Source organism: Aggregatibacter sp. oral taxon 458 str. W10330, assembly GCF_000466335.1.
Lineage (GTDB): Bacteria > Pseudomonadota > Gammaproteobacteria > Enterobacterales > Pasteurellaceae > Aggregatibacter.
The window spans coordinates 1,289-23,672 of the sequence record NZ_KE952608.1; the positions used below are offsets into that span (position 1 = coordinate 1,289).

Annotated in this window: 19 protein-coding genes, 1 tRNA gene and 1 CRISPR repeat array; of the genes, 13 read left to right on the forward strand and 7 right to left on the reverse strand. The window is 43.1% G+C overall.

Annotated elements, in window-relative coordinates; translation table 11 throughout:
* Positions 1 to 563: a CRISPR direct-repeat array (repeat unit 16 nt; unit sequence GGCTGTGTGTTGAAAC).
* Between the two features lie 164 nt (positions 564 to 727).
* Positions 728 to 940: a hypothetical protein gene (locus HMPREF9065_RS0109470; protein ID WP_033002549.1), complete on the forward strand. Its 213-nt coding sequence runs from the start codon at positions 728 to 730 to the stop codon at positions 938 to 940.
* A gap of 285 nt (positions 941 to 1,225) precedes the next feature.
* On the opposite strand, the gene cspD is transcribed toward HMPREF9065_RS0109470, so the two are convergent.
* From cspD to HMPREF9065_RS04395, 4 genes are all read right to left on the reverse strand, one after another.
* Positions 1,226 to 1,435, reverse strand: a complete 210-nt coding sequence (gene cspD / locus HMPREF9065_RS04410; RefSeq protein ID WP_021616176.1) for a cold shock domain-containing protein CspD — start codon at positions 1,433 to 1,435, stop codon at positions 1,226 to 1,228.
* A gap of 206 nt (positions 1,436 to 1,641) precedes the next feature.
* A complete protein-coding gene (locus tag HMPREF9065_RS10355; RefSeq protein WP_033002552.1) occupies positions 1,642 to 1,803 on the reverse strand; it encodes a YoaH family protein in 162 nt (53 codons plus the stop codon).
* A gap of 48 nt (positions 1,804 to 1,851) precedes the next feature.
* Positions 1,852 to 2,562: a tRNA pseudouridine(65) synthase TruC gene (gene truC, locus HMPREF9065_RS04400; RefSeq protein WP_021616178.1), complete on the reverse strand. Its 711-nt coding sequence runs from the start codon at positions 2,560 to 2,562 to the stop codon at positions 1,852 to 1,854.
* Positions 2,556 to 2,873, reverse strand: coding sequence for a YqcC family protein (locus HMPREF9065_RS04395; RefSeq protein WP_033002554.1), 318 nt, complete (start codon positions 2,871 to 2,873; stop codon positions 2,556 to 2,558). Before HMPREF9065_RS04395 ends, truC begins: the two co-directional genes overlap by 7 nt.
* A 106-nt stretch (positions 2,874 to 2,979) precedes the next feature.
* Between HMPREF9065_RS04395 and HMPREF9065_RS04390 the strand changes: the two genes are divergently transcribed.
* Positions 2,980 to 3,762, forward strand: a complete 783-nt coding sequence (locus HMPREF9065_RS04390) for a Zn-ribbon-containing protein (protein ID WP_021616180.1) — start codon at positions 2,980 to 2,982, stop codon at positions 3,760 to 3,762.
* Between the two features lie 189 nt (positions 3,763 to 3,951).
* A tRNA-Leu gene (locus HMPREF9065_RS04385) sits at positions 3,952 to 4,037 on the forward strand.
* Positions 4,038 to 4,233: 196 nt separating this feature from the next.
* Here the strand turns inward: HMPREF9065_RS04385 and matP are convergent.
* Positions 4,234 to 4,680, reverse strand: a complete 447-nt coding sequence (matP, locus tag HMPREF9065_RS04380; RefSeq protein WP_033002566.1) for a macrodomain Ter protein MatP — start codon at positions 4,678 to 4,680, stop codon at positions 4,234 to 4,236.
* 134 nt (positions 4,681 to 4,814) lie between these two features.
* Here matP and HMPREF9065_RS04375 point away from each other — a divergent pair, with 134 nt between their 5' ends.
* From HMPREF9065_RS04375 to HMPREF9065_RS04340, 8 genes are all read left to right on the forward strand, one after another.
* On the forward strand, positions 4,815 to 6,590 hold the full coding sequence (locus tag HMPREF9065_RS04375) for an AAA family ATPase (RefSeq protein WP_033002555.1): 1,776 nt from the start codon (positions 4,815 to 4,817) through the stop codon (positions 6,588 to 6,590).
* 141 nt (positions 6,591 to 6,731) lie between these two features.
* Positions 6,732 to 7,262: a bifunctional 3-hydroxydecanoyl-ACP dehydratase/trans-2-decenoyl-ACP isomerase gene (fabA, locus tag HMPREF9065_RS04370; RefSeq protein ID WP_005700570.1), complete on the forward strand. Its 531-nt coding sequence runs from the start codon at positions 6,732 to 6,734 to the stop codon at positions 7,260 to 7,262.
* Between the two features lie 205 nt (positions 7,263 to 7,467).
* On the forward strand, positions 7,468 to 7,857 hold the full coding sequence (locus HMPREF9065_RS04365) for a hypothetical protein (RefSeq protein ID WP_021616183.1): 390 nt from the start codon (positions 7,468 to 7,470) through the stop codon (positions 7,855 to 7,857).
* On the forward strand, positions 7,854 to 10,043 hold the full coding sequence (gene glgB, locus HMPREF9065_RS04360) for a 1,4-alpha-glucan branching protein GlgB (protein ID WP_021616184.1): 2,190 nt from the start codon (positions 7,854 to 7,856) through the stop codon (positions 10,041 to 10,043). Before HMPREF9065_RS04365 ends, glgB begins: the two co-directional genes overlap by 4 nt.
* Positions 10,044 to 10,046: 3 nt before the next feature.
* A complete protein-coding gene (gene glgX / locus HMPREF9065_RS04355; RefSeq protein ID WP_021616185.1) occupies positions 10,047 to 12,062 on the forward strand; it encodes a glycogen debranching protein GlgX in 2,016 nt (671 codons plus the stop codon).
* A gap of 19 nt (positions 12,063 to 12,081) precedes the next feature.
* A complete protein-coding gene (glgC, locus tag HMPREF9065_RS04350; RefSeq protein WP_033002556.1) occupies positions 12,082 to 13,392 on the forward strand; it encodes a glucose-1-phosphate adenylyltransferase in 1,311 nt (436 codons plus the stop codon).
* Between the two features lie 228 nt (positions 13,393 to 13,620).
* Complete coding sequence (glgA, locus tag HMPREF9065_RS04345) at positions 13,621 to 15,063, forward strand: glycogen synthase GlgA (protein WP_021616188.1); 1,443 nt, start codon at positions 13,621 to 13,623, stop codon at positions 15,061 to 15,063.
* Positions 15,064 to 15,173: 110 nt separating this feature from the next.
* Positions 15,174 to 17,639: a glycogen/starch/alpha-glucan phosphorylase gene (locus HMPREF9065_RS04340; protein ID WP_021616189.1), complete on the forward strand. Its 2,466-nt coding sequence runs from the start codon at positions 15,174 to 15,176 to the stop codon at positions 17,637 to 17,639.
* Between the two features lie 82 nt (positions 17,640 to 17,721).
* On the opposite strand, the gene HMPREF9065_RS04335 is transcribed toward HMPREF9065_RS04340, so the two are convergent.
* The gene (locus tag HMPREF9065_RS04335) at positions 17,722 to 18,117 is read right to left on the reverse strand and encodes a pyrimidine dimer DNA glycosylase/endonuclease V (protein WP_021616190.1); all 396 of its coding nucleotides are present in this window, start codon (positions 18,115 to 18,117) and stop codon (positions 17,722 to 17,724) included.
* Between the two features lie 38 nt (positions 18,118 to 18,155).
* On the reverse strand, positions 18,156 to 20,180 hold the full coding sequence (gene mnmC, locus HMPREF9065_RS04330; protein WP_021616191.1) for a bifunctional tRNA (5-methylaminomethyl-2-thiouridine)(34)-methyltransferase MnmD/FAD-dependent 5-carboxymethylaminomethyl-2-thiouridine(34) oxidoreductase MnmC: 2,025 nt from the start codon (positions 20,178 to 20,180) through the stop codon (positions 18,156 to 18,158).
* A 170-nt stretch (positions 20,181 to 20,350) separates the two neighbouring features.
* On the opposite strand from mnmC, the gene fabB reads away from it, so the two are divergent.
* Together fabB and HMPREF9065_RS04320 are read left to right on the forward strand one after the other, a co-directional pair.
* Positions 20,351 to 21,571, forward strand: coding sequence for a beta-ketoacyl-ACP synthase I (fabB, locus tag HMPREF9065_RS04325; protein WP_021616192.1), 1,221 nt, complete (start codon positions 20,351 to 20,353; stop codon positions 21,569 to 21,571).
* A gap of 132 nt (positions 21,572 to 21,703) precedes the next feature.
* Positions 21,704 to 22,333, forward strand: a complete 630-nt coding sequence (locus HMPREF9065_RS04320) for a DUF1919 domain-containing protein (protein WP_033002557.1) — start codon at positions 21,704 to 21,706, stop codon at positions 22,331 to 22,333.
* Positions 22,334 to 22,384: the final 51 nt, after the last annotated feature.

Genomic DNA, 22,384 nt, shown 5'->3' on the forward strand with positions numbered 1-22,384 from the left:
CAGCCACCTTCGGGTGGCTGTGTGTTGAAACCTGCAAGGTATGGAAAAGACCAAGCGCATTGAAGGCAGCCACCTTCGGGTGGCTGTGTGTTGAAACTTGCCATTGCAGCACTTATCTTTTTTATCCCTGGGCAGCCACCTTCGGGTGGCTGTGTGTTGAAACAGCCGTGCGATCAGAATTGGAAGAAATTGATCGCCGCAGCCACCTTCGGGCGGCTGTGTGTTGAAACAAACTTTATGAAATCGCAAAATATTGTGACGAATGCAGCCGCCTTCGCGCGGCTGTGTGTTGAAACTTCTCCGCTTGCTTTGCCGAGTTTGCGGTAACGGGGCAGCCGCCTCCACGCGGCTGTGTGTTGAAACCCTGTTTGAGCTGTCTTCTGGGTATCCAGGGCACCGGCAGCCGCCTCCGCGCGGCTGTGTGTTGAAACCACGCCGTTTCGCCAATGTCGATGTCAACTTTAGCAGCCGCCTCCGCGCGGCTGTGTGTTGAAACACGATTGCCAAACGGGCGATCGGCTTTCGGGTCAAGCAGCCGCCTTCGCACGGCTGTGAATGATTTTTTCGTGCAACAAGTTGCACGCTACAAGGGATATTACATTTTCTAAGTGCTTGTGCGTTGTCAGTTGCGTTTAACCGTTTTAAAATCGCTTCGTATGAGTTCAAGATTAGCGTTGAACTTAATCTTGAATGTGAACGTGAGATTATCTGCCATGAGGTAACCTTTATGGATAAAAACATTGATGTCCGTTGGATTGGTTTGGTGGTTGTGTTGCTACCGTATGAAATCGGCCTATTGTTTATGCTGTTTGGTGCTATCACCCTCGTCCAAGTGCTGTTTTTCGGCACCTTGTTTTATGCCTTTCTGTGGGCAATCGTTGCTTTCTTCCGCAATCCTAAAGATGTCATATTGCTTTTGATTATCGGTTCAAAACTTTAAAAAACGACCGCACTTTAAGATGCGCTGAGTACCGTATGATGAGCATGATATTGTTGTGCGATTTATTGATGGATAATAGGGATAATGGCGCTGTATTTTAATTTTCTACGTAATATAAGATTTAACCGATAGCCTCTGATTTCCTTGATGTATTTTTTGCCATTAAATTTTAATGAACATATCACCGTTGTGGTGTAGAGCAGGGGAGTCCTTAATCAAAAAGGCCAAGTCCTGTATTAAACTTAGCCTTTAGATTAAATAGATTCTATTTGGGAGAATGAATTATTATTCTGCTATCGGGATAATTTTTGTAGCGTGGGAGCCTTTGTCGCCGTGAATGACTTCAAATTGTACTTTTTGACCTGCTTTTAGAGAGCGGTAGCCTTCCATTTCAATAACAGAATAGTGTGCAAAAATATCGGTATCACTGCCTTCTGCTGAAATAAAGCCAAATCCTTTTGCATTATTAAACCATTTAACAACACCAACTTCCATAATTTACACCTCTTATGGTTTTAGTTCTTCTCGAACCACATTTACTTCAATAAGACATACAGCCCTATCACCTTAATTTGCTGGTGATCATCTTTAAATAAATTTACTGTGTATGCAATAAGAAAAGTTTCAAAATCAAACAGAGATCACAAAAATTCATAAAAATAATGTGCAAAAACCTTCAGCTTTTCTTCTTTGGCGGCGAATTATTTGTGATTTTGTGTATTTTTATTCTGTTCCCGTAATTGTTTTGCCACTAAGGCAATAGCTTCTCCGCTGCCAATGCCTTGCGCCATGAGTTCTTGAATTTTTTCAACGGCACGTTGTTGCTGTTCATGGGTGAGATTTAGCAAATCGTTGTCTAGCATTTTTGTCTTTCCTTTCATTTAAAAGTGCGGTGATTTTTCGCAATGTTTTTACCACTGAAAAGTCTGCATGAGATTTTGCCATTGCGCATCCAGTCCAGCTTGAATTGTCATCGGAAGTTGAGTCAATGGATGAACAAAGGTTAATTTTTCTGCGTGTAACAGTAAACGGGCGCAGCCGGTGTGTTCTATTAATGCACGATTTTGATGCAAATCGCCATATTGTGTATCCCCTAAAATTGGGTGAAAAATATGTTTCATGTGACGACGCAACTGATGCTTACGTCCGGTTTGCGGAATTAAACGCACCAGAGAATAACGGGAAGTGGCATAACGCCCTACACCGTAAGGCATTTCTACGGTCTGCAATCCTTCGTAAAAAGTGACCGCACTTTGTGGCGCTTTATCCGGTTGGGAGAATTTATCGGCAATTTTATCTAACTGAACCTTGAGCGGATAATCAATTTTACCATGCCCTGTCACATATCCTCTCACTACCGCGAGATACTGCTTTTCTATTTGTTTTTGCTCAAACTGTTGGCATAACATATTCGCTATTTCACTGTTTAAGGCAAACACCAGAACGCCGGATGTTGGACGATCTAAGCGATGAATCGGATAAACGCGTTGCCCGATTTGATCGCGCAAAGTTTGCATCACAAATTGGGTCTCATGGCGATCAAGCCAGCTGCGATGTACCAACATGCCTGCCGGTTTATTGACGGCGACCAATACATCATCTTGATATAAAATCTCTAACATGGTTGTTGTAGCAGCTTTTCAATTTCTATGATCGGGATTAATAATTCCGCCAAATAATCTTCTTCTTTCAGTGCCTCTTCCAAATAAGGGGTGATTGCGATTTGGCGTGGCAAGGGTGCCTGACTTTCCAATAGGGCGTACATACGTGGAATAAAAATCCATTGCAGCCATTCTGTTGGCTGCATTGTATCCAGTGCAAAAGGTTGTTCGCTTAAAAAAGCCTCTGCGTTTGGTGGCATGCTTTGCCATAATGCCAAACGCGTCATCGTATGCTGTAAATGTTGTAAATGTAATCGAGTTTGTTGATGCATAAAACACCTCATAAAATAAGCGCGTCATTGTAGAAGATTTCATGCTTTTGCGCCAGTTACACAAATTTCGTGTAAAATTCTGCTTTTTATATTAACGTGATCCATTATGTATTTAATTGAAGCCTTCTTTTCTCTCCAGCCGAGTGATTTTTCATTGGAAAAACAAGCTCATTGCGTTAATCAAGTAATTGAACAATGGCGTTATAACGGACAGATTATTGGGCGTGAAATCCCACAATTTCTTGCCGAGCAGGAAAATCAACAAGGCTTGGCGGTGCGTGTGACTTGTCCAGAGCAAACTTCATTATTAGCGGAATTTAACAATCAGCCGGTCACACAAGCCCTTCTAGAAGCAGAAAAGTGCAGTGTGTTTTTCGAGAGTTTTCAAATCGTCGCAGAAGATCTTAATTCTGACATGACCGCAACAGAAACGCCTTCTTGGCAATTGCTCTATACGACCTATTTGCAGTCTTGTTCCCCTTTACATAGCGGTGATACGTTGCAACCGATTCCGTTATATAAACAGCTAAAAAACATACCGCACTTGGCAATGGATATGATCAAGTGGCAAGAAAATTGGCAGGCGTGTGATCAGTTGCAAATGAATGGTTCGGTGTTAGAACAAGAGGCCTTGGCGCAAATTAGCAATACGCAAACTCCATTGTTCAAACATGGCTATTACCTCGCTCAAGAAATTACTCGCCAAAGTGGCATTCCCACATACTATTATTTGTATCGAATCGGCGGAGAAAGCCGAGAAGCCGAGTTAGACTCCCATTGCCCCTTATGCAAACGGCCGTGGACGCTGGAGCAACCACTGTTTGACTTCTTATATTTTAAATGCGATCACTGCCGTCTTGTTTCCAATCTTTCATGGCACTGGCAATGACCCTCATTGTAACAGGAGGCTGAAATCATTGGTGAGCGTGCGATGAAGAGTGAGAAAAAAAGTAGCCCTGGGAGTATCGATAAAGTTAAAATTTAAGCAATTAAATGTATTAAGGAATTTTTTGCTTGCAACAACGAGATAAATCCTTATAATCGGCATCCGTTCTCAACAAGAAAATTTATCAGTGTTGCCTGGGTGGCGAAATTGGTAGACGCAGCGGATTCAAAATCCGCCGTTGAATAAACGTGTCGGTTCGAGTCCGACCCTAGGCACCAATGATAAGTTTTATCAAAATATAAGCCGCTTTTTAAAGCGGCTTTTTTATTATCTAAATAATGAAAAATCAATAACTTACAATCTAATCACAATCCCCCTATCATTAAAACTACTGTATATATTTACATTTATTTACTGTTCATTTATGATCTGTTTAGATCATAAATGAAGTGAATTTGCACCAAAATTGCCTATTTATTTTAATAAATCTTTTAATCCGGCTTTCATGGCGGACATTTGGCTTTCGTATAGCGCTTTTTTCTCACGCTCATCAATCATATACATGATGGTTTCTGAGAGCGTCATTTTCATTTTGCGAGAATATTTGGATAAACGTAACCAAACGGCATATTCCAAATCAATAGATTTTTTCTTGGTAGATTGTTTTTCAGCATTAAAAAAACGCTTTCTTCTGGCGCGGATGGCTTGATCGAGTTTTGTCACCAATTCTGGCGCTAAATGGGTTTTTATCCATTCTTCAATTTGTTGCGGATAGTTTTGGCAGCCGATGAGTTGTTTTACGATGTCTTCTTGTAAACTTTTTTCCGTGTAACGGGTGATATTTTCCCCTTCACGGGCCTTTTTGGTTAAATAGACCCATTTCCAATGCGCTTCTTGATTTTCTAACTTTTGATATTTCATTTTTTTACATGATTTTAGTGACGTGGTAACTGTGTGACTATACGCTTTTTGTGGCGGATTTTCCAGCAAATTTTCCTCGATACGCATAAATATGCGATAATGTTGTCAAATTATCTTTAACGTAGAGAGTCGTCGTGTCTTCATCTTATAATACTTTGCCTTGGCAGGAACTTCGCCCGACATTGAGCGTGACGGAAATCCCTTCACATTCTCAAGATTTTTTCGCATTACAACCCCGCGCAGAAAAAGCGATTCGTCATTTCATTAAAAATTCCCACCGCACTTTATTGGTGCTTAAAGCGGATGATCAGGCAGAATATGCGCCGTTATTGGAACAATTTATTCAATTACAAAAGCCAATGCCGGATTTGTGTGGCGTGCAATACATTATTGAACAAGGCGATTCCTTTTCTTTTCCACGCATTTCTGCAGCATCGGCGCAGTCTCATCATGACAATTTTGCTACGCAAAAAAGTGTAGCAACCGCGTTATATTTCGATCAGTTTCAGTTATTTGGTTCCGTGAAAATTCACGCGACCTCGCACGACATTCAGCTGAATCCAGGCTTGGTTCATCAGGTGAATGGCGGTATTTTAATTGTCACTGCCGGCGCATTATTGGCGCAATTTGATTTATGGCAACGGCTCAAACATATTCTCACCACCGGCGTATTTAACTGGTATTCTGCGCATCCGTTTAAAACCTTGCCTTGCGATATTCCGAGTTATCCATTGCAGTTAAAAGTCATTGTCTTAGGCAATCGTACAGAATTGGCGACATTGGAAGAGTTGGAAGAAGAGCTTTATCACTTGGCGGATTATGCGGAAATTGAGAGTTATTGCCGTGTTGCCAATGCGGAGCAACAGCAACAATGGATGGGGTATGTTCAAGCTGTTGCACAACAACATCAATTACCCATGTTGGAGTTGAGTGGCTTTAATAAACTGTATCAATTATTGGTACGTGATAGTGAAAATCGCGACTTGATTAATATCTCGCCGTTGATGTTAAAAAATATCTTGACGGAGACGGCACTTTTAACCCAGTCCACCTCCTTAAGTGCGGTAGATTTTGAGCGTTATTTTTTACATAAAACCGAGCAATTTGGCTTTTTGCGTGAACAAACTTACGATAGCATTTTGCAGGAACAAATTTATGTGGCGACTGAAGGCGAAATGGTGGGGCAGATTAATGGTTTGTCCGTCATTGAATATCCGGGGACGCCGCTCGTTTTTGGTGAACCTTCTCGTATTAGTTGTATTGTGCAATATGGTGATGGTGAAGTCGTAGATGTGGAGCGCAAAACCGAATTGGCGGGGAATATTCACAGCAAAGGCATTTTGATTGCAGAAGCCTGTTTAGCGAATATTTTAGAATTGCCTTCTCAATTGCCGTTTTCGGCTTCCTTGGTTTTTGAGCAATCTTACGGTGAAATTGATGGTGATAGCGCTTCTTTAGCCGGCTTTTGCGTGTTAGTCAGTGCCTTGTCCGATTTGCCGTTGCCACAATCCATTGCCATTACCGGGGCGATCGATCAGTTTGGTTTGGTGCATTCTGTCGGAGGCGTAAATGAAAAAATTGAAGGTTTCTTCACCATTTGTCAGCGTCGCGGACTGACCGGTAAACAGGGCGTGATTATTCCGAGTGCCGTAGTGAATCAATTGAGTTTATCTGAGGCGGTTATAAGTGCGGTGAAAAATCAGACATTTTTTATTTATCCCGTAGAAGCCGTGGATCAGGCCTGTGAAATTTTGTTACAACGTGACTTAGTGGAACAAGATGATAAAGACTATACGCCAGATACACTGCCATTAGCACGCTTAATTAACCAACGTATTAATCAATATGCTGATCGGCAGTCACATCGAGAGGGTTTTTGGGATTTGTTGTTTTCCCGCAAAAGCCATTAATTCAAAATTGCCATTAAAAATTAACTGATCGGACAAGTTAGGCGTACAAGTGTTAGCTATTCTAAATGTAGTGAGGCTTTGTTAGAATCCGCGTAACGTTTGTATTTTAACAACACATTGACTTTTTATAGGATTTTAATAATGAACACTTGTACACCAAACATTAAAGACAGTTATTCTTACGAAGATTTATTAGCCTCCGGACGTGGAGAACTGTTTGGTAAAGAAGGGCCGCAACTTCCTGCGCCAACTATGCTAATGATGGATCGTATTGTGAAAATGACTGAAGATGGTGGTACATTTGGTAAAGGTTACATTGAAGCTGAACTCGATATTCACCCTGATTTGCCATTTTTTGCTTGTCATTTTATTGGCGATCCGGTCATGCCGGGCTGCTTAGGCTTAGATGCCATGTGGCAATTAGTCGGCTTCTTCCTTGGCTGGGTTGGTGGCAAAGGCAAAGGTCGTGCGTTAGGTGTCGGCGAAGTGAAATTCACCGGTCAGATTCTGCCAACCGCCAAAAAAGTGGTTTATCGCATTAATATGAAACGTGTCATCAACCGCAAATTAGTGATGGGCATGGCAGACGGCGAAGTAGAGGTGGACGGTCGTGTTATCTACACCGCAACAGATTTGAAAGTCGGTTTATTCCAAGATACTTCCAGTTTTTAACAGCGAAACGATATAAAATGAGAAAGCGAGATCGAAGGATCTCGCTTTTGTTTTAACGGTTTTGTTTTAATAAGATGTCATTGATGTCACGTGATTTTTTGACGGAGATCACTAATTTTAACTAAAAGCGTTGTAATTCTTTCTGCCTCTTCTAGAATACTCATAAAGCGTTAGTTTTAGGCTGTATTTTAGTTGTAGGTGCCGTATGCAAGTTTTCAATTCTCCAGCACAAATTGCCGAAGCAATCGGTGTTTCTTCTTCTCATTTAGCGCATTTACTGATAGACGTGCGTTTGATTTATGCCCCTCCGGAAACACGGCATGATTTCACCGCACTTTTGCAACCGCCAAGTCATCGGATAAACGCAGTATTTTATGAGGCTTTCACGCGCATCTCTCTTGTTTTATTCATATTATCATTCCCTCATTATCGCTTAAACCTTTCAGCTTCTCGTCAAAGAGAAACCTTTCCGATTCACCAACACGCGCTTTTACCATTCAATTTGCCCTGTTTATTGGCGTTGAGCAATATGCAAATCGCGTTCCTTTTCTCTTCATTTATTAAGCCCGCAGAGCTTAGCGAGGATTTATTATGACTCAACTAGTAGCGCAATCCGTGATTAATCAATTCTTTGATGGAACGCATTCTGATCCTTTTTCCGTATTGGGTATGCACGAAACCGATAATGGCATTGAAATTCGTGCTTTATTGCCGGATGCGTGTCGTGTCAGCGTCATTGATAAAGAAAATCAAGACACCGTCTGTGAATTGGATTGCTTAGATGACAGAGGTTTTTTTGCTGGTGTTGTGCCGAAAACCCGAGATTTCTTTGCCTATCAATTACAAGTGTATTGGGGCAAAGAATCGCAAATCCTCGAAGACCCTTATCGTTATCATCCCATGATTAATGATTTGGATGAATGGCTTTTAGCTGAAGGCTCATTCTTACGTCCGTATGAAGTGTTAGGTGCGCATTTTATCGAATGTGATGGTGTTTCCGGTGTGAATTTCCGCTTGTGGGCACCGAACGCTAAACGGGTATCTGTGGTAGGGGATTTCAACTATTGGGACGGTCGTCGCCATCCGATGCGCTTACATCCTGCAAGTGGCGTATGGGAATTATTCCTACCGAAAGTCGCATTAGGGCAGTTGTATAAATTTGAATTAATTGATTGCCACGGCAATTTACGCTTAAAAGCCGACCCTTACGCATTCAGTTCACAGTTACGTCCTGATACAGCGTCACAAATTAGTGCGTTGCCGGATATCGTGCCAATGACAGAAGCCCGCCGTAAAGCCAATCAATGGGATCAACCGATTTCTATTTATGAAGTGCATTTGGGCTCTTGGCGCCGTAATTTAGAAAATAACTTCTGGCTAGATTACGACCAAATCGGCGATGAATTGATTCCTTATGTAAAAGAAATGGGCTTTACTCACATTGAATTTTTGCCGCTTTCCGAATTCCCATTTGATGGGTCTTGGGGCTACCAACCGCTAGGGTTGTATTCTCCGACCAGCCGTTTTGGTACACCGGAAGGGTTTAAACGTTTAGTTGAACGCGCCCATGACGCCGGTATCAACGTGATTTTGGACTGGGTACCGGGGCATTTCCCAAGCGATACCCATGGTTTAGTGGCTTTTGACGGCACAGCATTATATGAGCACGCCGATCCGCGCGAAGGGTTCCATCAAGACTGGAACACGCTCATTTACAACTACGGTCGCAACGAAGTGAAGAACTTCCTGTCCAGTAACGCCTTGTATTGGATTGAGCGTTTCGGTGTTGATGGTATCCGTGTCGATGCCGTGGCCTCCATGATTTATCGTGATTACAGCCGTGCCGAAGGCGAATGGATTCCAAACCAATACGGCGGACGGGAAAATTTAGAAGCCATTGAATTCTTAAAACACACCAACTGGAAAATTCATAGTGAAGTGCAAGGAGCGGTTTCCATTGCGGAAGAATCGACCTCTTTTGCCGGTGTAACACATCCAACCGAAAAGGGGGGCTTAGGCTTTAATTTCAAATGGAATATGGGCTGGATGAATGACACCCTTTCTTACATGGAAAAAGATCCGATCTATCGCGAATATCACCACAACCAAATGACTTTCGGCATGGTGTATCAATACAGTGAAAACTTTGTGTTACCGCTTTCCCACGATGAAGTGGTGCATGGCAAATGTTCCTTAATCGGTAAAATGCCGGGGGATGCATGGCAAAAATTCGCTAACTTACGTGCTTATTACGGTTATATGTGGGGCTATCCGGGTAAAAAATTATTGTTTATGGGAAATGAATTTGCCCAAGGTCGCGAATGGAATTACCGCGAAAGCCTTGATTGGTTCTTATTGGATGAATCCATCGGCGGAAGATGGCACATCGGTATGCAACAGTTGGTGAAAGACCTCAATAAAATTTACCGCGAAAATGCACCGCTCTTTGAACTGGATTCTGATCCGCAAGGCTTCGATTGGTTGGTGGTGGATGATGCGCAAAACTCCGTATTTGCCTTTGAGCGACGTAGCAGCAAAGGCGAGCGCATTATTGTGATCAGTAACTTTACGCCGGTGCCACGTCATGATTATCGCATTGGCGTGAATGTTGCAGGTCAATATCACGAAATTTTAAATACGGATTCATCCTTTTACGAAGGCTCAAATCTTGGTAACTGCGGTGCAGTGGAAAGTGAGGCAATCCCAAGCCACGGACGAGATCATTCTATTTCTGTTTCGATTCCGCCATTGGCAACCCTCTATTTGAAATATCAAGGATAAGGCATGGTTGCAGTAAAAAATCAGGGCAAGGCTTATCCCTTCGGTTATAGCCAATATGAAGAAAACGGCGAGCAAATCACTCACTTTGCGCTGTATTCTTCTGTGGCGGATGCCGTGGAGTTGTGCCTGTTTGAGAACGGCAAAAAAGAACAGCGTTTCGCTATGCATCGTAGCGAAAATGTTTGGCATATTGCGCTTAGTGGCGTTACTCAGGGGACGCAATACGGTTTTAGAATCACCGCCGAAAATGACCGCACTTTGGCCAATCCAAACAAGCTCATGCTTGATCCTTATGCTAAAGCCGTGGTGGGTAAACCGGATTTAAGTTCGGCAGAAGTGCGGTCGATTTTTCAGTTAAATGATCCACGAGATAACGCGGAATTTGCGCCGAAAGGTCAAATCATTGAGACCACCTTTGACTGGCAAAACGACAAAGCCCCGAAAACACCTTGGGCAGAGACGATAATTTATGAACTCAGCATAAAAGGCTTTAGCCAATTACGCATGGATCTCCCTGAAAAGTTACGCGGAACCTATGCCGGTTTGGCGCAACCGCAAAGTGTGGCGTATTTAAAAGCATTAGGTATCACCGCCGTGGAATTGTTGCCGATTAATTACCACGTGAACGAACCGCATTTGCAAGAAAAAGGATTACAAAATTATTGGGGCTATAACCCGTTGGCTATGTTTGCCGTAGAGCCAAAGTATTGTTCCGAAGCAAACCATGAAAACCCGTTATATGAATTCAAAAGCATGGTGAAAGCCTTACATGAAGCGGGCATTGAAGTGATTTTAGACGTGGTGTTTAACCACACGGCAGAATCGGAGAAACCATTTCCAACATTCAGCCAACGTGGCATTGATGATCGGACGTATTATTGGCAAAACGAACAAGGCGAATATATTAACTGGACAGGTTGCGGCAATATGCTGAACCTCGCCAATGACATCACCCGAAAATGGGTGGTGGATTGCCTGCGTTATTGGGTGGAAGAATGTCATGTGGATGGTTTCCGTTTTGATTTAGGCACGGTGTTAGGACGTGAATCGCCGGATTTCAATCCACACGCCAAACTGTTTGATGACATCGCGCAAACACCGAGTTTACAACAGGTGAAATTCATCAGCGAACCTTGGGATATCGGACATTATGGTTATCAATTAGGGCGTTTTCCCCATTATTTTGCCGAATGGAACGACCGCTTCCGTGATGATATGTGTCGTTTTTGGTTATGGAAAAGTGGGGAAGTGGGCGCATTTGCCGAACGTTTTGCCGGCTCAAGTGATCTGTTCAAGCGAGAAACGCGTTTGCCACACACCACCCTGAATTTTATTACTGCACACGACGGTTTCACGTTACGCGATTTGGTCAGTTATAACCATAAGCATAACGAGGCGAACGGTGAAGACAATCGCGATGGTCGCAATGAAAATTACAGTTACAACCATGGCATTGAGGGCAGTCAATTAGACCTCAATGACGAATACCAAAGTGCGGTGGAAAATCAGCGCGTTTTAGCGCAAAGCGGATTGTTGGCAAGTTTGCTGCTAGGCAACGGTACACCAATGTTGCTTGCCGGCGATGAATTCGGCAACACGCAATTCGGTAACAATAACGCCTATTGTCAGGATAATGAAATCACATGGCTGAAATGGCAGGATTTCAATCAGGAATTATTTGACTTGACCAAACAACTAATTGCAACACGAAAACAAATTCAAAGTTTGCAACGGGATGTTTGGTGGTCGGATGAAAATGTCACTTGGCTTAATATTGAGGGAAAATCAATGCAAGTCGAAGATTGGCATCATCGGGAAAGCAAGGCGCTGCAAGTGGTATTAGATCAGCGATGGCTTTTCTTAATCAATGCGAAAGCAGAACCGCAGTCTTTTACATTGCCAAACGAGATAAATGGTCAATGGAAAGCTAGGGCAGGAACAACAAACTTAACGATTCAACAACAGCAAGTTGAAGTGGGTGGTATGGCGTTTTGTGTGTTGGAAAATATGGATAATTAAAAAAATAACGGAGTTTATTATGAAAAACGGTCTTTCCCAACTTCCTAACAAATATGATTTAGTCAAAAATACGCTTGTGCTGATTTTAGCCGGTGGTCGTGGCTCACGCCTGCACGAATTAACGGATAAACGTGCAAAACCGGCACTGTATTTTGGGGGAAATCGCCGAATCATCGATTTCGCGTTGTCCAACTGTATTAACTCCGGCTTAAATCGTATTGGGGTTGTCACGCAGTATGCTGCCCACTCTTTATTACGTCATTTACAAAAAGGGTGGTCTTTCTTGCCACAAGAACGGGGTGAATTCATTGATATGCTCCCGGCGCGCCAACAAATTGATGATTCCACGTGGTATCGCGGTACAGCTGATGCGGTATATCAAAACATGGCGATTATTCGAGATCACTACAAACCAAAATATATTCTCATTCTTGCCGGCGACCATATTTATAAACAAGACTACAGCCAAATGTTGTTAGATCATGTCACCAGTGGGGCAAAATGTACCGTGGGGTGTATTGAAGTGCCACGCTCCGAGGCTCATGAATTTGGCGTGATGGCGGTCAACGAAAATCTAAAAGTAAAAGCGTTCGTGGAAAAACCGAAAGATCCGCCTGCCATGGTAGGCAAACCGGAAACTTCATTGGCATCCATGGGGATCTATGTGTTTAATGCGGATTATCTTTATGAAATGCTAAATAAAGAAGTGAACACGCCTTGCACCTCTCATGACTTTGGTAAAGACGTATTGCCGAAATGTTTGGAAGAAGGCACGTTATACGCCCATCCGTTTAGTCGTTCCTGCATGGGACGTAACACGGAAGGCGATATTTATTGGCGCGATGTGGGGACATTAGACAGCTTCTGGCAATCGAATATCGACTTGGTGTCTGAGCATCCGCAATTAGATATTTATGACCAAACTTGGCCGATTCGTGGTAACCCGGTGCAAGCCTATCCGTCTAAATTCTTTTATAAAAATGCCAATGTTAAGCCGGTGGATAACTCCCTTATCGGCGGTGGTTGTGTCATTACCGATGCATCAATCAGCTATTCTGTGTTATTTGATCGGATTAAAATTAACGAAGGTTCCGTGATTGATCATTCTGTGATCTTGCCTGAAGTGACAATTGGCAAAAATTGCATATTGAAACATTGTATCGTGGATCGTCATTGTGTCATTCCGGACGGTATGCAAATTGGTGTGGACCGTGAATTGGACAGTAAACGTTTCCGTATTAGTTCAACCGGCAAAGTGATTTTAGTCACACCGTCTATGTTGAAAAAATTAGAAGGACAAGATGTGTTCTCGGAAGAACATTTAGACTAACGTGAAAGTGCGGTCTGTTTTCAACACGTTTTGATTTTTACTCGCTCCTTCGGAGCCGTTGGCAAAGCAACATTCAAAATTCTTCGGATTTTATGACCGCACTTTAAGAAGGCAAATGCAGGCGCAAGCGTCTTCGCTTGTGCCTGTAACAGAATTGTTTATAACGGCACGCGTTAGAAAACGCGCGTCATCTTCGGTGCCATTTTGGTGCCATATTAGGTAAATAAAATGAAAGTATTGCACGTTTGCTCGGAGTTATATCCTTTACTGAAAACCGGCGGATTAGCCGATGTGATGGGGGCATTGCCCTTTGCTCAAAAAGAAATCGGCATTGATGCGCGTATTTTGTTGCCGGCGTATCCGGCGATTGCGGCGGGCATTCCAAATACGTCAGTTGTTGCGGAATGGGATAATTTTGCCGGCCACATTGTTTTGCGTTACGGTGAATATCATGGCGTTGGCGTTTATCTTATTGACGCACCGCACTTGTATGGACGGGAAGGCAATCCGTATCATGATGGCTATTACAATGATTATGGCGATAACTATAAACGTTTTGCATTATTAGGCTGGGTGGGGGCGGAGTTGTCCACCGGATTAGATTACTGGTGGCGCGCTGACGTGGTTCATGCCCATGACTGGCACGCAGGTCTAACCGCAGCCTATTTATTTAATAAAGGCCGTCCGGCAAAATCGGTTTTCACCATTCATAATTTGGCGTATCAAGGGCAATTTGATTATCGCCATTTAGTTGAAATCGGCTTGCCACACAGCATGTTCCATGTGGATGGATTAGAGTTGTTTGGACAAATTTCTTACTTAAAAGCTGGGCTTTATTATTCCGATGCGGTGACTGCCGTAAGCCCGACTTATGCAAAAGAAATTACCACACCGGAATTTGCGTATGGCTTACAAGGCTTACTTTCTACCCTGGATCATGAAGGGCGTTTGGTCGGTATTCTCAATGGTGTTGATGAAAAAATTTGGCATCCGATGAACGATCAGTATATTCAACATCATTACAAGTTGAAGTACATGGGCGGTAAGGCAAAAAATAAAGCGGATTTACAAGCTTATTTTAACCTTCCGGAACAAGCTGATGCGTTATTGTTTGTGATGGTGACCCGTTTAACGGAACAAAAAGGCGTGGATTTATTGCTAGAAAGCGCGGATGAAATTGTTAAACAGGGCGGACAGTTGGCGATTCTTGGTTCAGGCGCACCGCACTTAGAAGCCGGTATTCGTCAATTAGCGGAAACCTATCCGCAAAATATTGCCGTTAAAATTGGCTACGATGAAGCGTTGTCACATCTCATGGTTGCCGGTGGCGATGTCATTTTAGTGCCAAGCCGTTTTGAACCTTGCGGTTTAACCCAGCTTTACGGTTTAAAATACGGTACCTTACCTCTTGTTCGCGCCACCGGTGGTTTAGCGGATACCGTCGTCAATAGTACCGCAGAAAATATTCAAGCTCGAACAGCAACCGGTTTTGTTTTCTCTCACGCAACGGCCGAGGAACTCCGTAATGCCTTGCAGGCAGCGTTTGCGTTATGGAAAAAACAACGTTTATGGACAACGGTTCGTGTAACTGCAATGGAACAAGATTTCAGTTGGCAAATCTCTGCAACCCACTACCAACATTTATATCAACGAATTTTATCTCACTCATGAAACACCTATGTTCTGCGTAAAGAAAAATAATCTTTGCGCAGAAGAGTGTTGTTTTTTTATCTTGAATGATTAAAATTCATCCGCTTTTTATTTACTGAGGATGTTTTCTTATGATAATGGATAATTTTGATTCTCCATTCCTGTACAATCGACCTGAAGTCAATGTTGATTCATTAAAAAAAACGATTGTTTATAAACTGATTTTTTTAATTGGTCGCTCTCCTAAAGAGGCGAGCCAACGAGATTGGCTCAATGCCACGTTATACGCGGTGCGGGATTTCGTCACTGAAGGTTGGATCACCACCGCGCGTGAAGCCAGATCAGAAGACGCTCGTCGTGTGTATTATTTATCAATGGAATTTCTGATTGGTCGTACGTTATCCAATGCCATGATTGCAGAAGGATTGTACGACATCGCCAAAGAAGCCCTTTCCGAATTAAACGTTGATTTAGAAGAGATTATTGAAAAAGAAGTGGATCCGGGTTTAGGTAACGGTGGGTTAGGTCGTTTAGCGGCCTGTTTCATGGATTCTATTGCCACCTTAGGCTTACCGGGCATGGGCTACGGTATTCGTTATGAATACGGAATGTTCCGTCAAAAAATTGAAGACGGACAACAAGTTGAACGTCCGGATGCGTGGTTAGAAAAAGGCGCGCCTTGGGAATTTATTCGTCCGTCTAAACGTTTCACCGTTTATTTTGGCGGTAACATTCATTTTGAAGACAAAAAATGTATTTGGAATAAAGGCGAAGAAGTGACCGCACTTGCTTATGACCAAGTGATTCCTGGCTATCAAAATGACTCTGCCGCCACATTACGTTTGTGGGCTGCTCATGCCGGCGAACTATTTAACTTAGAAGATTTTAACCGCGGTCAACACATTGCGGCGGTGGAAAGCCGTGCTTCCATTAAGAATCTTTCCCGTGTGCTTTATCCGGATGATTCCACTTGGAACGGTCGTGAATTACGTTTACGTCAAGAATATTTCTTGGTTTCTGCGTCATTGCAAGACATTATCCGCCGTCATAAACGCACGCATAGCAGCTTGGAAAATTTAGCGGATAAAGTGGCAATTCATTTAAATGATACCCATCCAGCATTAGCGATTCCTGAATTAATGCGTATTTTAATTGATGAAGAAGGCTTTTCATGGCAGAAAGCCTGGGATATGACCCGTCGCATTTTCTCTTATACTTGCCACACCTTGATGTCTGAAGCCTTGGAAACCTGGCCGGTGGAAATGATGGCGAAAATCTTACCGCGTCATTTACAAATGATTTTTGAAATTAACGATCATTTCTTGGAATACGTCAAAACTTACATCACTACCGACCTGGATTTCATTCGTCGCGTTTCTTTAATTGAAGAAGGGTATCAACGTAAAGTTCGCATGGGTTGGTTATCCGTAGTCGGTTCGCACAAAGTCAACGGTGTTGCGGCAATTCATTCTGATTTAATGGTGACATCGACTTTTGCGGATTTTGCACGTATTTATCCGGAACGTTTCACTAACGTGACCAACGGTATTACCCCGCGTCGTTGGCTTGCTGTGGCAAACCCACAATTAGCGTCGTTGTTTGATAAATATATCGGTTCTGATTGGCGTTGTGATTTAAGCCAAATCGAAAAATTAAAACAATACGCCCATGAAGCGGATTTCAAACACGCCATTGCCGATATTAAATTTGCAAATAAAGTGAAATTGGCAAATTACGTGAAGAAAACATTAGACATTGATCTTGATCCCCATGCGTTATTTGACGTTCAAGTCAAACGTATTCACGAATATAAACGTCAAATTTTGAACGTGTTGCATATTATTGCCCGTTACAACGCCATGTTAGAGCATCCGGAAAAAGATTGGCAACCTCGTGTGTTTATCTTAGCCGGTAAAGCGGCATCGGCTTACTACGCAGCGAAACAAACAATCCATTTAATTAATGATGTGGCGAATATTATTAATCACGATACCCGTTTGGGTGGCCGCTTAAAAGTGGTCTTCATCCCGAACTACAGCGTCAGTTTGGCTCAATTGATTATTCCGGCGGCAGATATTTCTGAACAAATTTCTTTAGCCGGTACAGAAGCCTCCGGTACCAGTAACATGAAATTTGCGTTAAATGGCGCATTAACCTTGGGGACATTGGATGGGGCGAATGTTGAGATTTTGGAAAATGTCGGCAAAGACCACATCTTTATTTTCGGCAACACCGTTGAGCAAGTCGAGAAGCTACGTCGTGATGGTTACCATCCATTTGATTTTTACCAAAATGATGGGGAACTGAGAAACGTTGTGGATCAAATCATTAATGGGCACTTTTCACCGAATGATCCAAATCGTTATCAACAACTGTTACAGGGGTTGCAATATCACGATTTCTACCAAGCCTTTGCGGATTTCCGTAGCTATGTGGAGACACAAAAATTGGTGGATGAAAAATATAAAAATCGTGATGCGTGGATTGACAGCACGATTCAAAATATCGTCAACATGGGTTATTTCTCTTCCGACCGTACCATTAAGGAATACGCCGAAAATATTTGGCACATTAAGCCATTAAATCTCGAGAAGTAGTTTCCCGATAAAAATAAACCCCATTCGAATTTGAATGGGGTTTTGTTTTACATTGTTAAAACACGTCAAAAACGCACCGCACTTATTTTGCTGCAAGTGGCTGATGTGCTGTAAATCTGGCTTTTTTGGGCATGCGTTCTTGAATCCTTTGATGATTTATTTCAAGTGCTGTATCGGTCGGCTGATAATCAAGCCAAAGTTCAGGTGATGAGGGCAATGTTTCAGGCCAAATATATTGAACGTTAAAACCACGCGCTTTACATTCCTTATGTAATTCATCATATCGCCTTTTCAAAAACGCCATTTTATTAAAGAAAAATCTCACATGGCCTTCACCTAATTTATATTCCTCCGGTTGCCCTTTTAAGTGAAATTTCCCTTTGGCGACAGCATTCGGAATGCGTGTCAGTTCGCGGTGTTCCGCCAGTAAATGCTGATCGCATAGCTCTTTAGGTGGAATTAGATTAATTCGAGTCATAATGATAGTTCCAAATATAAAAGTTAAAAATCATTGTATTAAGACGATAAATTCTCAATCGACGTGCCTTTCAACAATTTACGTATCCAACTACGACTTGCGGATAGGTGGTGAATTAAGTCTTCGCTCAGCGGCAACGGTTCGTTATAGATAAGTGAAGCCAAAGTTTCGCCCAGTATCGGGGCGGAGGTTAAGCCACGTGAACCGAGTGCGCCGATGAGATATAAATTCGGAAATACGGCAGCCGGTGGAATGGGTTGTTTGCGACGACGTAAGTTAAACAGATTTTTATAATCCACGCATTGCTGTGCAAAATTTGGCACATTGCCGACCATTGGGATGCGATCGCGCACGGCGCAACGTACGCCGATTCGCGCCAGATTGGCAGAGGTATCCACCTCTTTCACCCAAGGCATACCGTCTAGGTTCTTTTGGATTTTTTCCTGATTTTCCCGCTGTTCCTGCTCGCTAAAGGTGCGGTCTGCACAGTCCCGTACATGGCTGGCACCAATGCAGTGGTTGGTTTTCGCCTGATCGGCAGGCGTGAGGTAGCCGTCATAACAGAGCACGGATTTTAGTTTCAGCAGAGATTCTGAGGTGGGAATCTGGCTGACTTGCCCACGCACGGCATAAAGCGGTAGCGACTGCGTTTGAGGAAATTCATGCAGTTGATGCCCGTTGGCGAGAACGACGATTTGATGATAGAACGCGTCGTTTTCAGCATTCGTCACCAACCACCCGTTTTTTTGAGGGGAAAGTGCGGTCACTTTTTGCGATGTTTTTATGATGAGCCCGTGCAGCTGTAAATAAGCAAACAGATTCTGCACAAATTGTTGTGTCGCAAGCCATCCACCCTGTGGAATGAATCCGCCACCACAAGGCAACGGGAGACCGACTTTATCGCTTAATTCTGCTTGGTTTAGGTTGTTATAAATACCTTCAGGTAGCTGAAGTTGCGAAACTTTCTGTAATTTGACCGCACTTTTTTCGTTATAGCCACACAGTGCCACACCACAAAATTTATGTTCAAATTCAATGAGGTTTTCGGCGTTACGTAATTGTTGTAAGCCGTAAGCAAAAGCCTGTATGTAAAAGCGAATGTTGCGTTCGTCATCGTCGCTCAGTTGCGGATAAAACGCGCCTTGTTTGTTACCGGAGGCGTTCATCGCCGGTTGTGGATCTTCACAATAAAGGGTAACGTTCGTGCCACGTTGCATTAAGGCGAATGCGGTAAATAAGGAGGCGATGCCGCCACCCACAATGGCAATGTCCGCTACGCCTTCAAACTGAGCGGGTTGTGGCAGGTACCACGGCGTGAAAAGTGCGGTGGGTTTTTCAAGTGTTTTTTCGCCCACCAAACACTCCCGTTTTTTGCCATAGCCTTTGCGCTTTTGCACGCTGAAACCGGCACTTTCTAAGCCTTTGCGTACCGCACTTGCCGCTGTAAAGGTAGCAAATGTGCCTTGCGGTTTGGTGTAACGGTACATTTGCGTATAAAGCGCGTCATTCCACATATCAGGATTTTTATTCGGGGCAAATCCATCTAAAAACCAAGCATCGATTTTGTCACGCATATAGTCGCCGAGCTGTGGCAAATTGTCGTGAATATCACCAAACCACAGATCGAGTGTGGTTTCCTCAAAATGAAAACGATAGCAACCTTCAATCGGGTTTAGCCAATGCGCCTGTAATTGTGCCGTGAGGGCGCTAAATTGCGGGTAATGTTGATGGGCAAGCGTTAATGCTTCCCGTGTTAATGGATACTTTTCGAAGGAAATAAAAAACAGGCGTTGTAATGTTGCCTGTGGAAATTGTTGGCGAAATTCACGAAAAAGCGTGGTGACCGCCAAAAAATTGAGCCCTGTACCAAAGCCGGTTTCAGCAATAATAAAATACGCGTGTTCATGTTTTAGCCAACGTTGCCACAGTTGATTGCCTTGTTGGAAAACATAGCGACTTTCTTCTAAGCCGTCTTGATTAGAGAAATAAACATCGTCAAATTGGTCGGAAATGGGCGTATTTTCTTGATTAAAATGAATCTCGGCATGAGTCACTAAGCGCATTGGGCGTGATTTCCTTTCGTTGCTTTTGAGGTGTCTAATATAATACGCCTAATTGCCCTAACTGGTCGAACGTTATAATTAATGCTTGCAATATTTTGATTTCATAGTAAATTGCGTTCAGCTAACAAATGTAAGTCGAAATCAATTTCCCAACTCATAAGGAATAACGAATGAAAAGAGCAGTAATCACCGGATTTGGTATTATTTCCAGTATTGGTAACAACAAAGAAGAAGTCTTGGCTTCATTAAAAGCCGGCAAATCCGGTATTGAAATCGTCCCTGAATTTATTGACATGAAAATGCGCAGCCATGTGGCCGGAACGATTAAATTAAACCCGAGCGAGTTAATCGATCGTAAAGTGTATCGTTTCATGGGCGATGCGGCAGCCTATGCTTATCTTTCCATGAAAGAGGCTATTGAAGATGCAGGGTTAACGGAAGAGCAAGTGTCTAACGAACGTACCGGTTTGGTCATCGGCGCCGGTACAGGTTCTGCCCATAACCAGTTAGTGGCTTGTGATGCTGTGCGTGGTCCGCGAGGTGTGAAAGCCATCGGCCCTTATGCCGTCACCAAAACTATGGCGTCCAGCGTGTCTGCGTGTTTGGCAACACCGTACAAAATTAAAGGTGTAAGCTACAGTATCAGTTCTGCTTGTGCCACTTCAGCACACTGTATTGGTAACGCATTAGAATTAATCCAATTAGGTAAACAAGACATTGTTTTCGCCGGTGGTGCGGAAGAGTTGTCTTGGGAATGCGCGACCGAATTTGACGCGATGGGCGCAGTGTCCACCAAATACAATGAAACGCCAACCAAAGCCTCCCGTGCGTATGATGCAAACCGTGACGGTTTCGTGATTGCCGGTGGCGGCGCAGTAGTGGTTGTAGAAGAATTAGAGCACGCGCTTGCCCGTGGCGCAAAAATTTATGCGGAAATCGTGGGTTATGGCGCAACCTCTGATGGTTATGACATGGTCGCTCCAAGCGGTGAAGGCGCAGAGCGTTGCATGAAACAAGCCATGGCAACCGTGGATACGCCGATTGATTACATCAATGTGCACGGTACATCAACGCCGGTAGGTGATGTGAAAGAATTGGGTGCGATTAAAAACGTATTTGGCGATAAAATCCCGGCAATTTCTTCTACCAAATCCATGACTGGTCACTCTTTAGGGGCTGCTGGTGCGCACGAAGCGATTTATACCTTGTTAATGTTAGATAACGATTTCATCGCCCCAAGCATTAACATTGAAACGTTGGACGAACAAGCCGTGGGTTGCAACATTGTGACTGAAACAAAAGAAAATGCCGGTTTACAAACCGTGATGTCTAACAGTTTCGGTTTTGGTGGCACGAATGCCACACTCGTGTTTAAACGTTATAACGGTTAAATTTGACTGAGAACAACTCCCCTGAATGTAAAAATTTAGGGGAGTCTGTTTTTATGACATCATCGTTCATAGCGAACGCTTAGTGATTTTCTTCAATGTGTTGTGGTCGTATTGCGTTATTTGGAGGCAATGATGTCCTTATTTTCAAAATTCAAAAGTGCGGTGAATCAATTTCATCGAAAATCCATCAATCGCCAACTAAGAAAACGTTTGCAAAATCACGGAATGTCCGTGTTATCCAGTAACTGTGTGGGCGCATTTATTTTGCATGATTTAAATGAGCCTTTTCATTCGCCGTTTGTGAATTTATTTATGAAACCCTGTGATTTCATACGATATTTACAAAATATGCCGTATTACCATCAACAAACGTTAGAATTTAAACCGACAGATAAAGCCTATCCGGTGGGATGGTTGGGGGATATTCCCATTCATTTTATGCATTACCGCAATGCACAAGAAGCAAAAGCGAAATGGGAAATGCGTTTAAAACGCCTTAATCTGGATAATCTTTTCATTATCATGACCGATAAGGATAGCCCTCAAGGCGTGAGCTATGAAGAGCTTGAAGCCTTTGATCGGTTGCCATTTAAAAACAAAGTGGTATTTACGCATAAACCTTATCCGCAGTTAGCATCTGCCGTGTATATTCCGGGTTTTGAGCAAGAGGATCAGGTCGGGGATTTATTCGCGTTTTCGGGTTGGAACGGTAAAAAATACTACGATCACTTTGACTATGTCGCATGGTTTAACCAAGGTTAATTCCATTCAAAAATCTGCGCCTTAATCCATCACATAAGACGCAGATTTTTC

What these genes read in the sequence shown, in the direction of transcription:
- HMPREF9065_RS0109470 (WP_033002549.1), top strand. Translation starts at nt 728, where the DNA reads ATGGATAAAAACATTGATGTCCGTTGGATTGGTTTGGTGGTTGTGTTG.
- cspD (WP_021616176.1), bottom strand. Translation starts at nt 1,435, where the DNA reads ATGGAAGTTGGTGTTGTTAAATGGTTTAATAATGCAAAAGGATTTGGC.
- HMPREF9065_RS10355 (WP_033002552.1), bottom strand. Translation starts at nt 1,803, where the DNA reads ATGCTAGACAACGATTTGCTAAATCTCACCCATGAACAGCAACAACGT.
- truC (WP_021616178.1), bottom strand. Translation starts at nt 2,562, where the DNA reads ATGTTAGAGATTTTATATCAAGATGATGTATTGGTCGCCGTCAATAAA.
- HMPREF9065_RS04395 (WP_033002554.1), bottom strand. Translation starts at nt 2,873, where the DNA reads ATGCATCAACAAACTCGATTACATTTACAACATTTACAGCATACGATG.
- HMPREF9065_RS04390 (WP_021616180.1), top strand. Translation starts at nt 2,980, where the DNA reads ATGTATTTAATTGAAGCCTTCTTTTCTCTCCAGCCGAGTGATTTTTCA.
- matP (WP_033002566.1), bottom strand. Translation starts at nt 4,680, where the DNA reads ATGAAATATCAAAAGTTAGAAAATCAAGAAGCGCATTGGAAATGGGTC.
- fabA (WP_005700570.1), top strand. Translation starts at nt 6,732, where the DNA reads ATGAACACTTGTACACCAAACATTAAAGACAGTTATTCTTACGAAGAT.
- HMPREF9065_RS04365 (WP_021616183.1), top strand. Translation starts at nt 7,468, where the DNA reads ATGCAAGTTTTCAATTCTCCAGCACAAATTGCCGAAGCAATCGGTGTT.
- glgB (WP_021616184.1), top strand. Translation starts at nt 7,854, where the DNA reads ATGACTCAACTAGTAGCGCAATCCGTGATTAATCAATTCTTTGATGGA.
- glgX (WP_021616185.1), top strand. Translation starts at nt 10,047, where the DNA reads ATGGTTGCAGTAAAAAATCAGGGCAAGGCTTATCCCTTCGGTTATAGC.
- glgC (WP_033002556.1), top strand. Translation starts at nt 12,082, where the DNA reads ATGAAAAACGGTCTTTCCCAACTTCCTAACAAATATGATTTAGTCAAA.
- glgA (WP_021616188.1), top strand. Translation starts at nt 13,621, where the DNA reads ATGAAAGTATTGCACGTTTGCTCGGAGTTATATCCTTTACTGAAAACC.
- HMPREF9065_RS04340 (WP_021616189.1), top strand. Translation starts at nt 15,174, where the DNA reads ATGATAATGGATAATTTTGATTCTCCATTCCTGTACAATCGACCTGAA.
- HMPREF9065_RS04335 (WP_021616190.1), bottom strand. Translation starts at nt 18,117, where the DNA reads ATGACTCGAATTAATCTAATTCCACCTAAAGAGCTATGCGATCAGCAT.
- mnmC (WP_021616191.1), bottom strand. Translation starts at nt 20,180, where the DNA reads ATGCGCTTAGTGACTCATGCCGAGATTCATTTTAATCAAGAAAATACG.
- fabB (WP_021616192.1), top strand. Translation starts at nt 20,351, where the DNA reads ATGAAAAGAGCAGTAATCACCGGATTTGGTATTATTTCCAGTATTGGT.
- HMPREF9065_RS04320 (WP_033002557.1), top strand. Translation starts at nt 21,704, where the DNA reads ATGTCCTTATTTTCAAAATTCAAAAGTGCGGTGAATCAATTTCATCGA.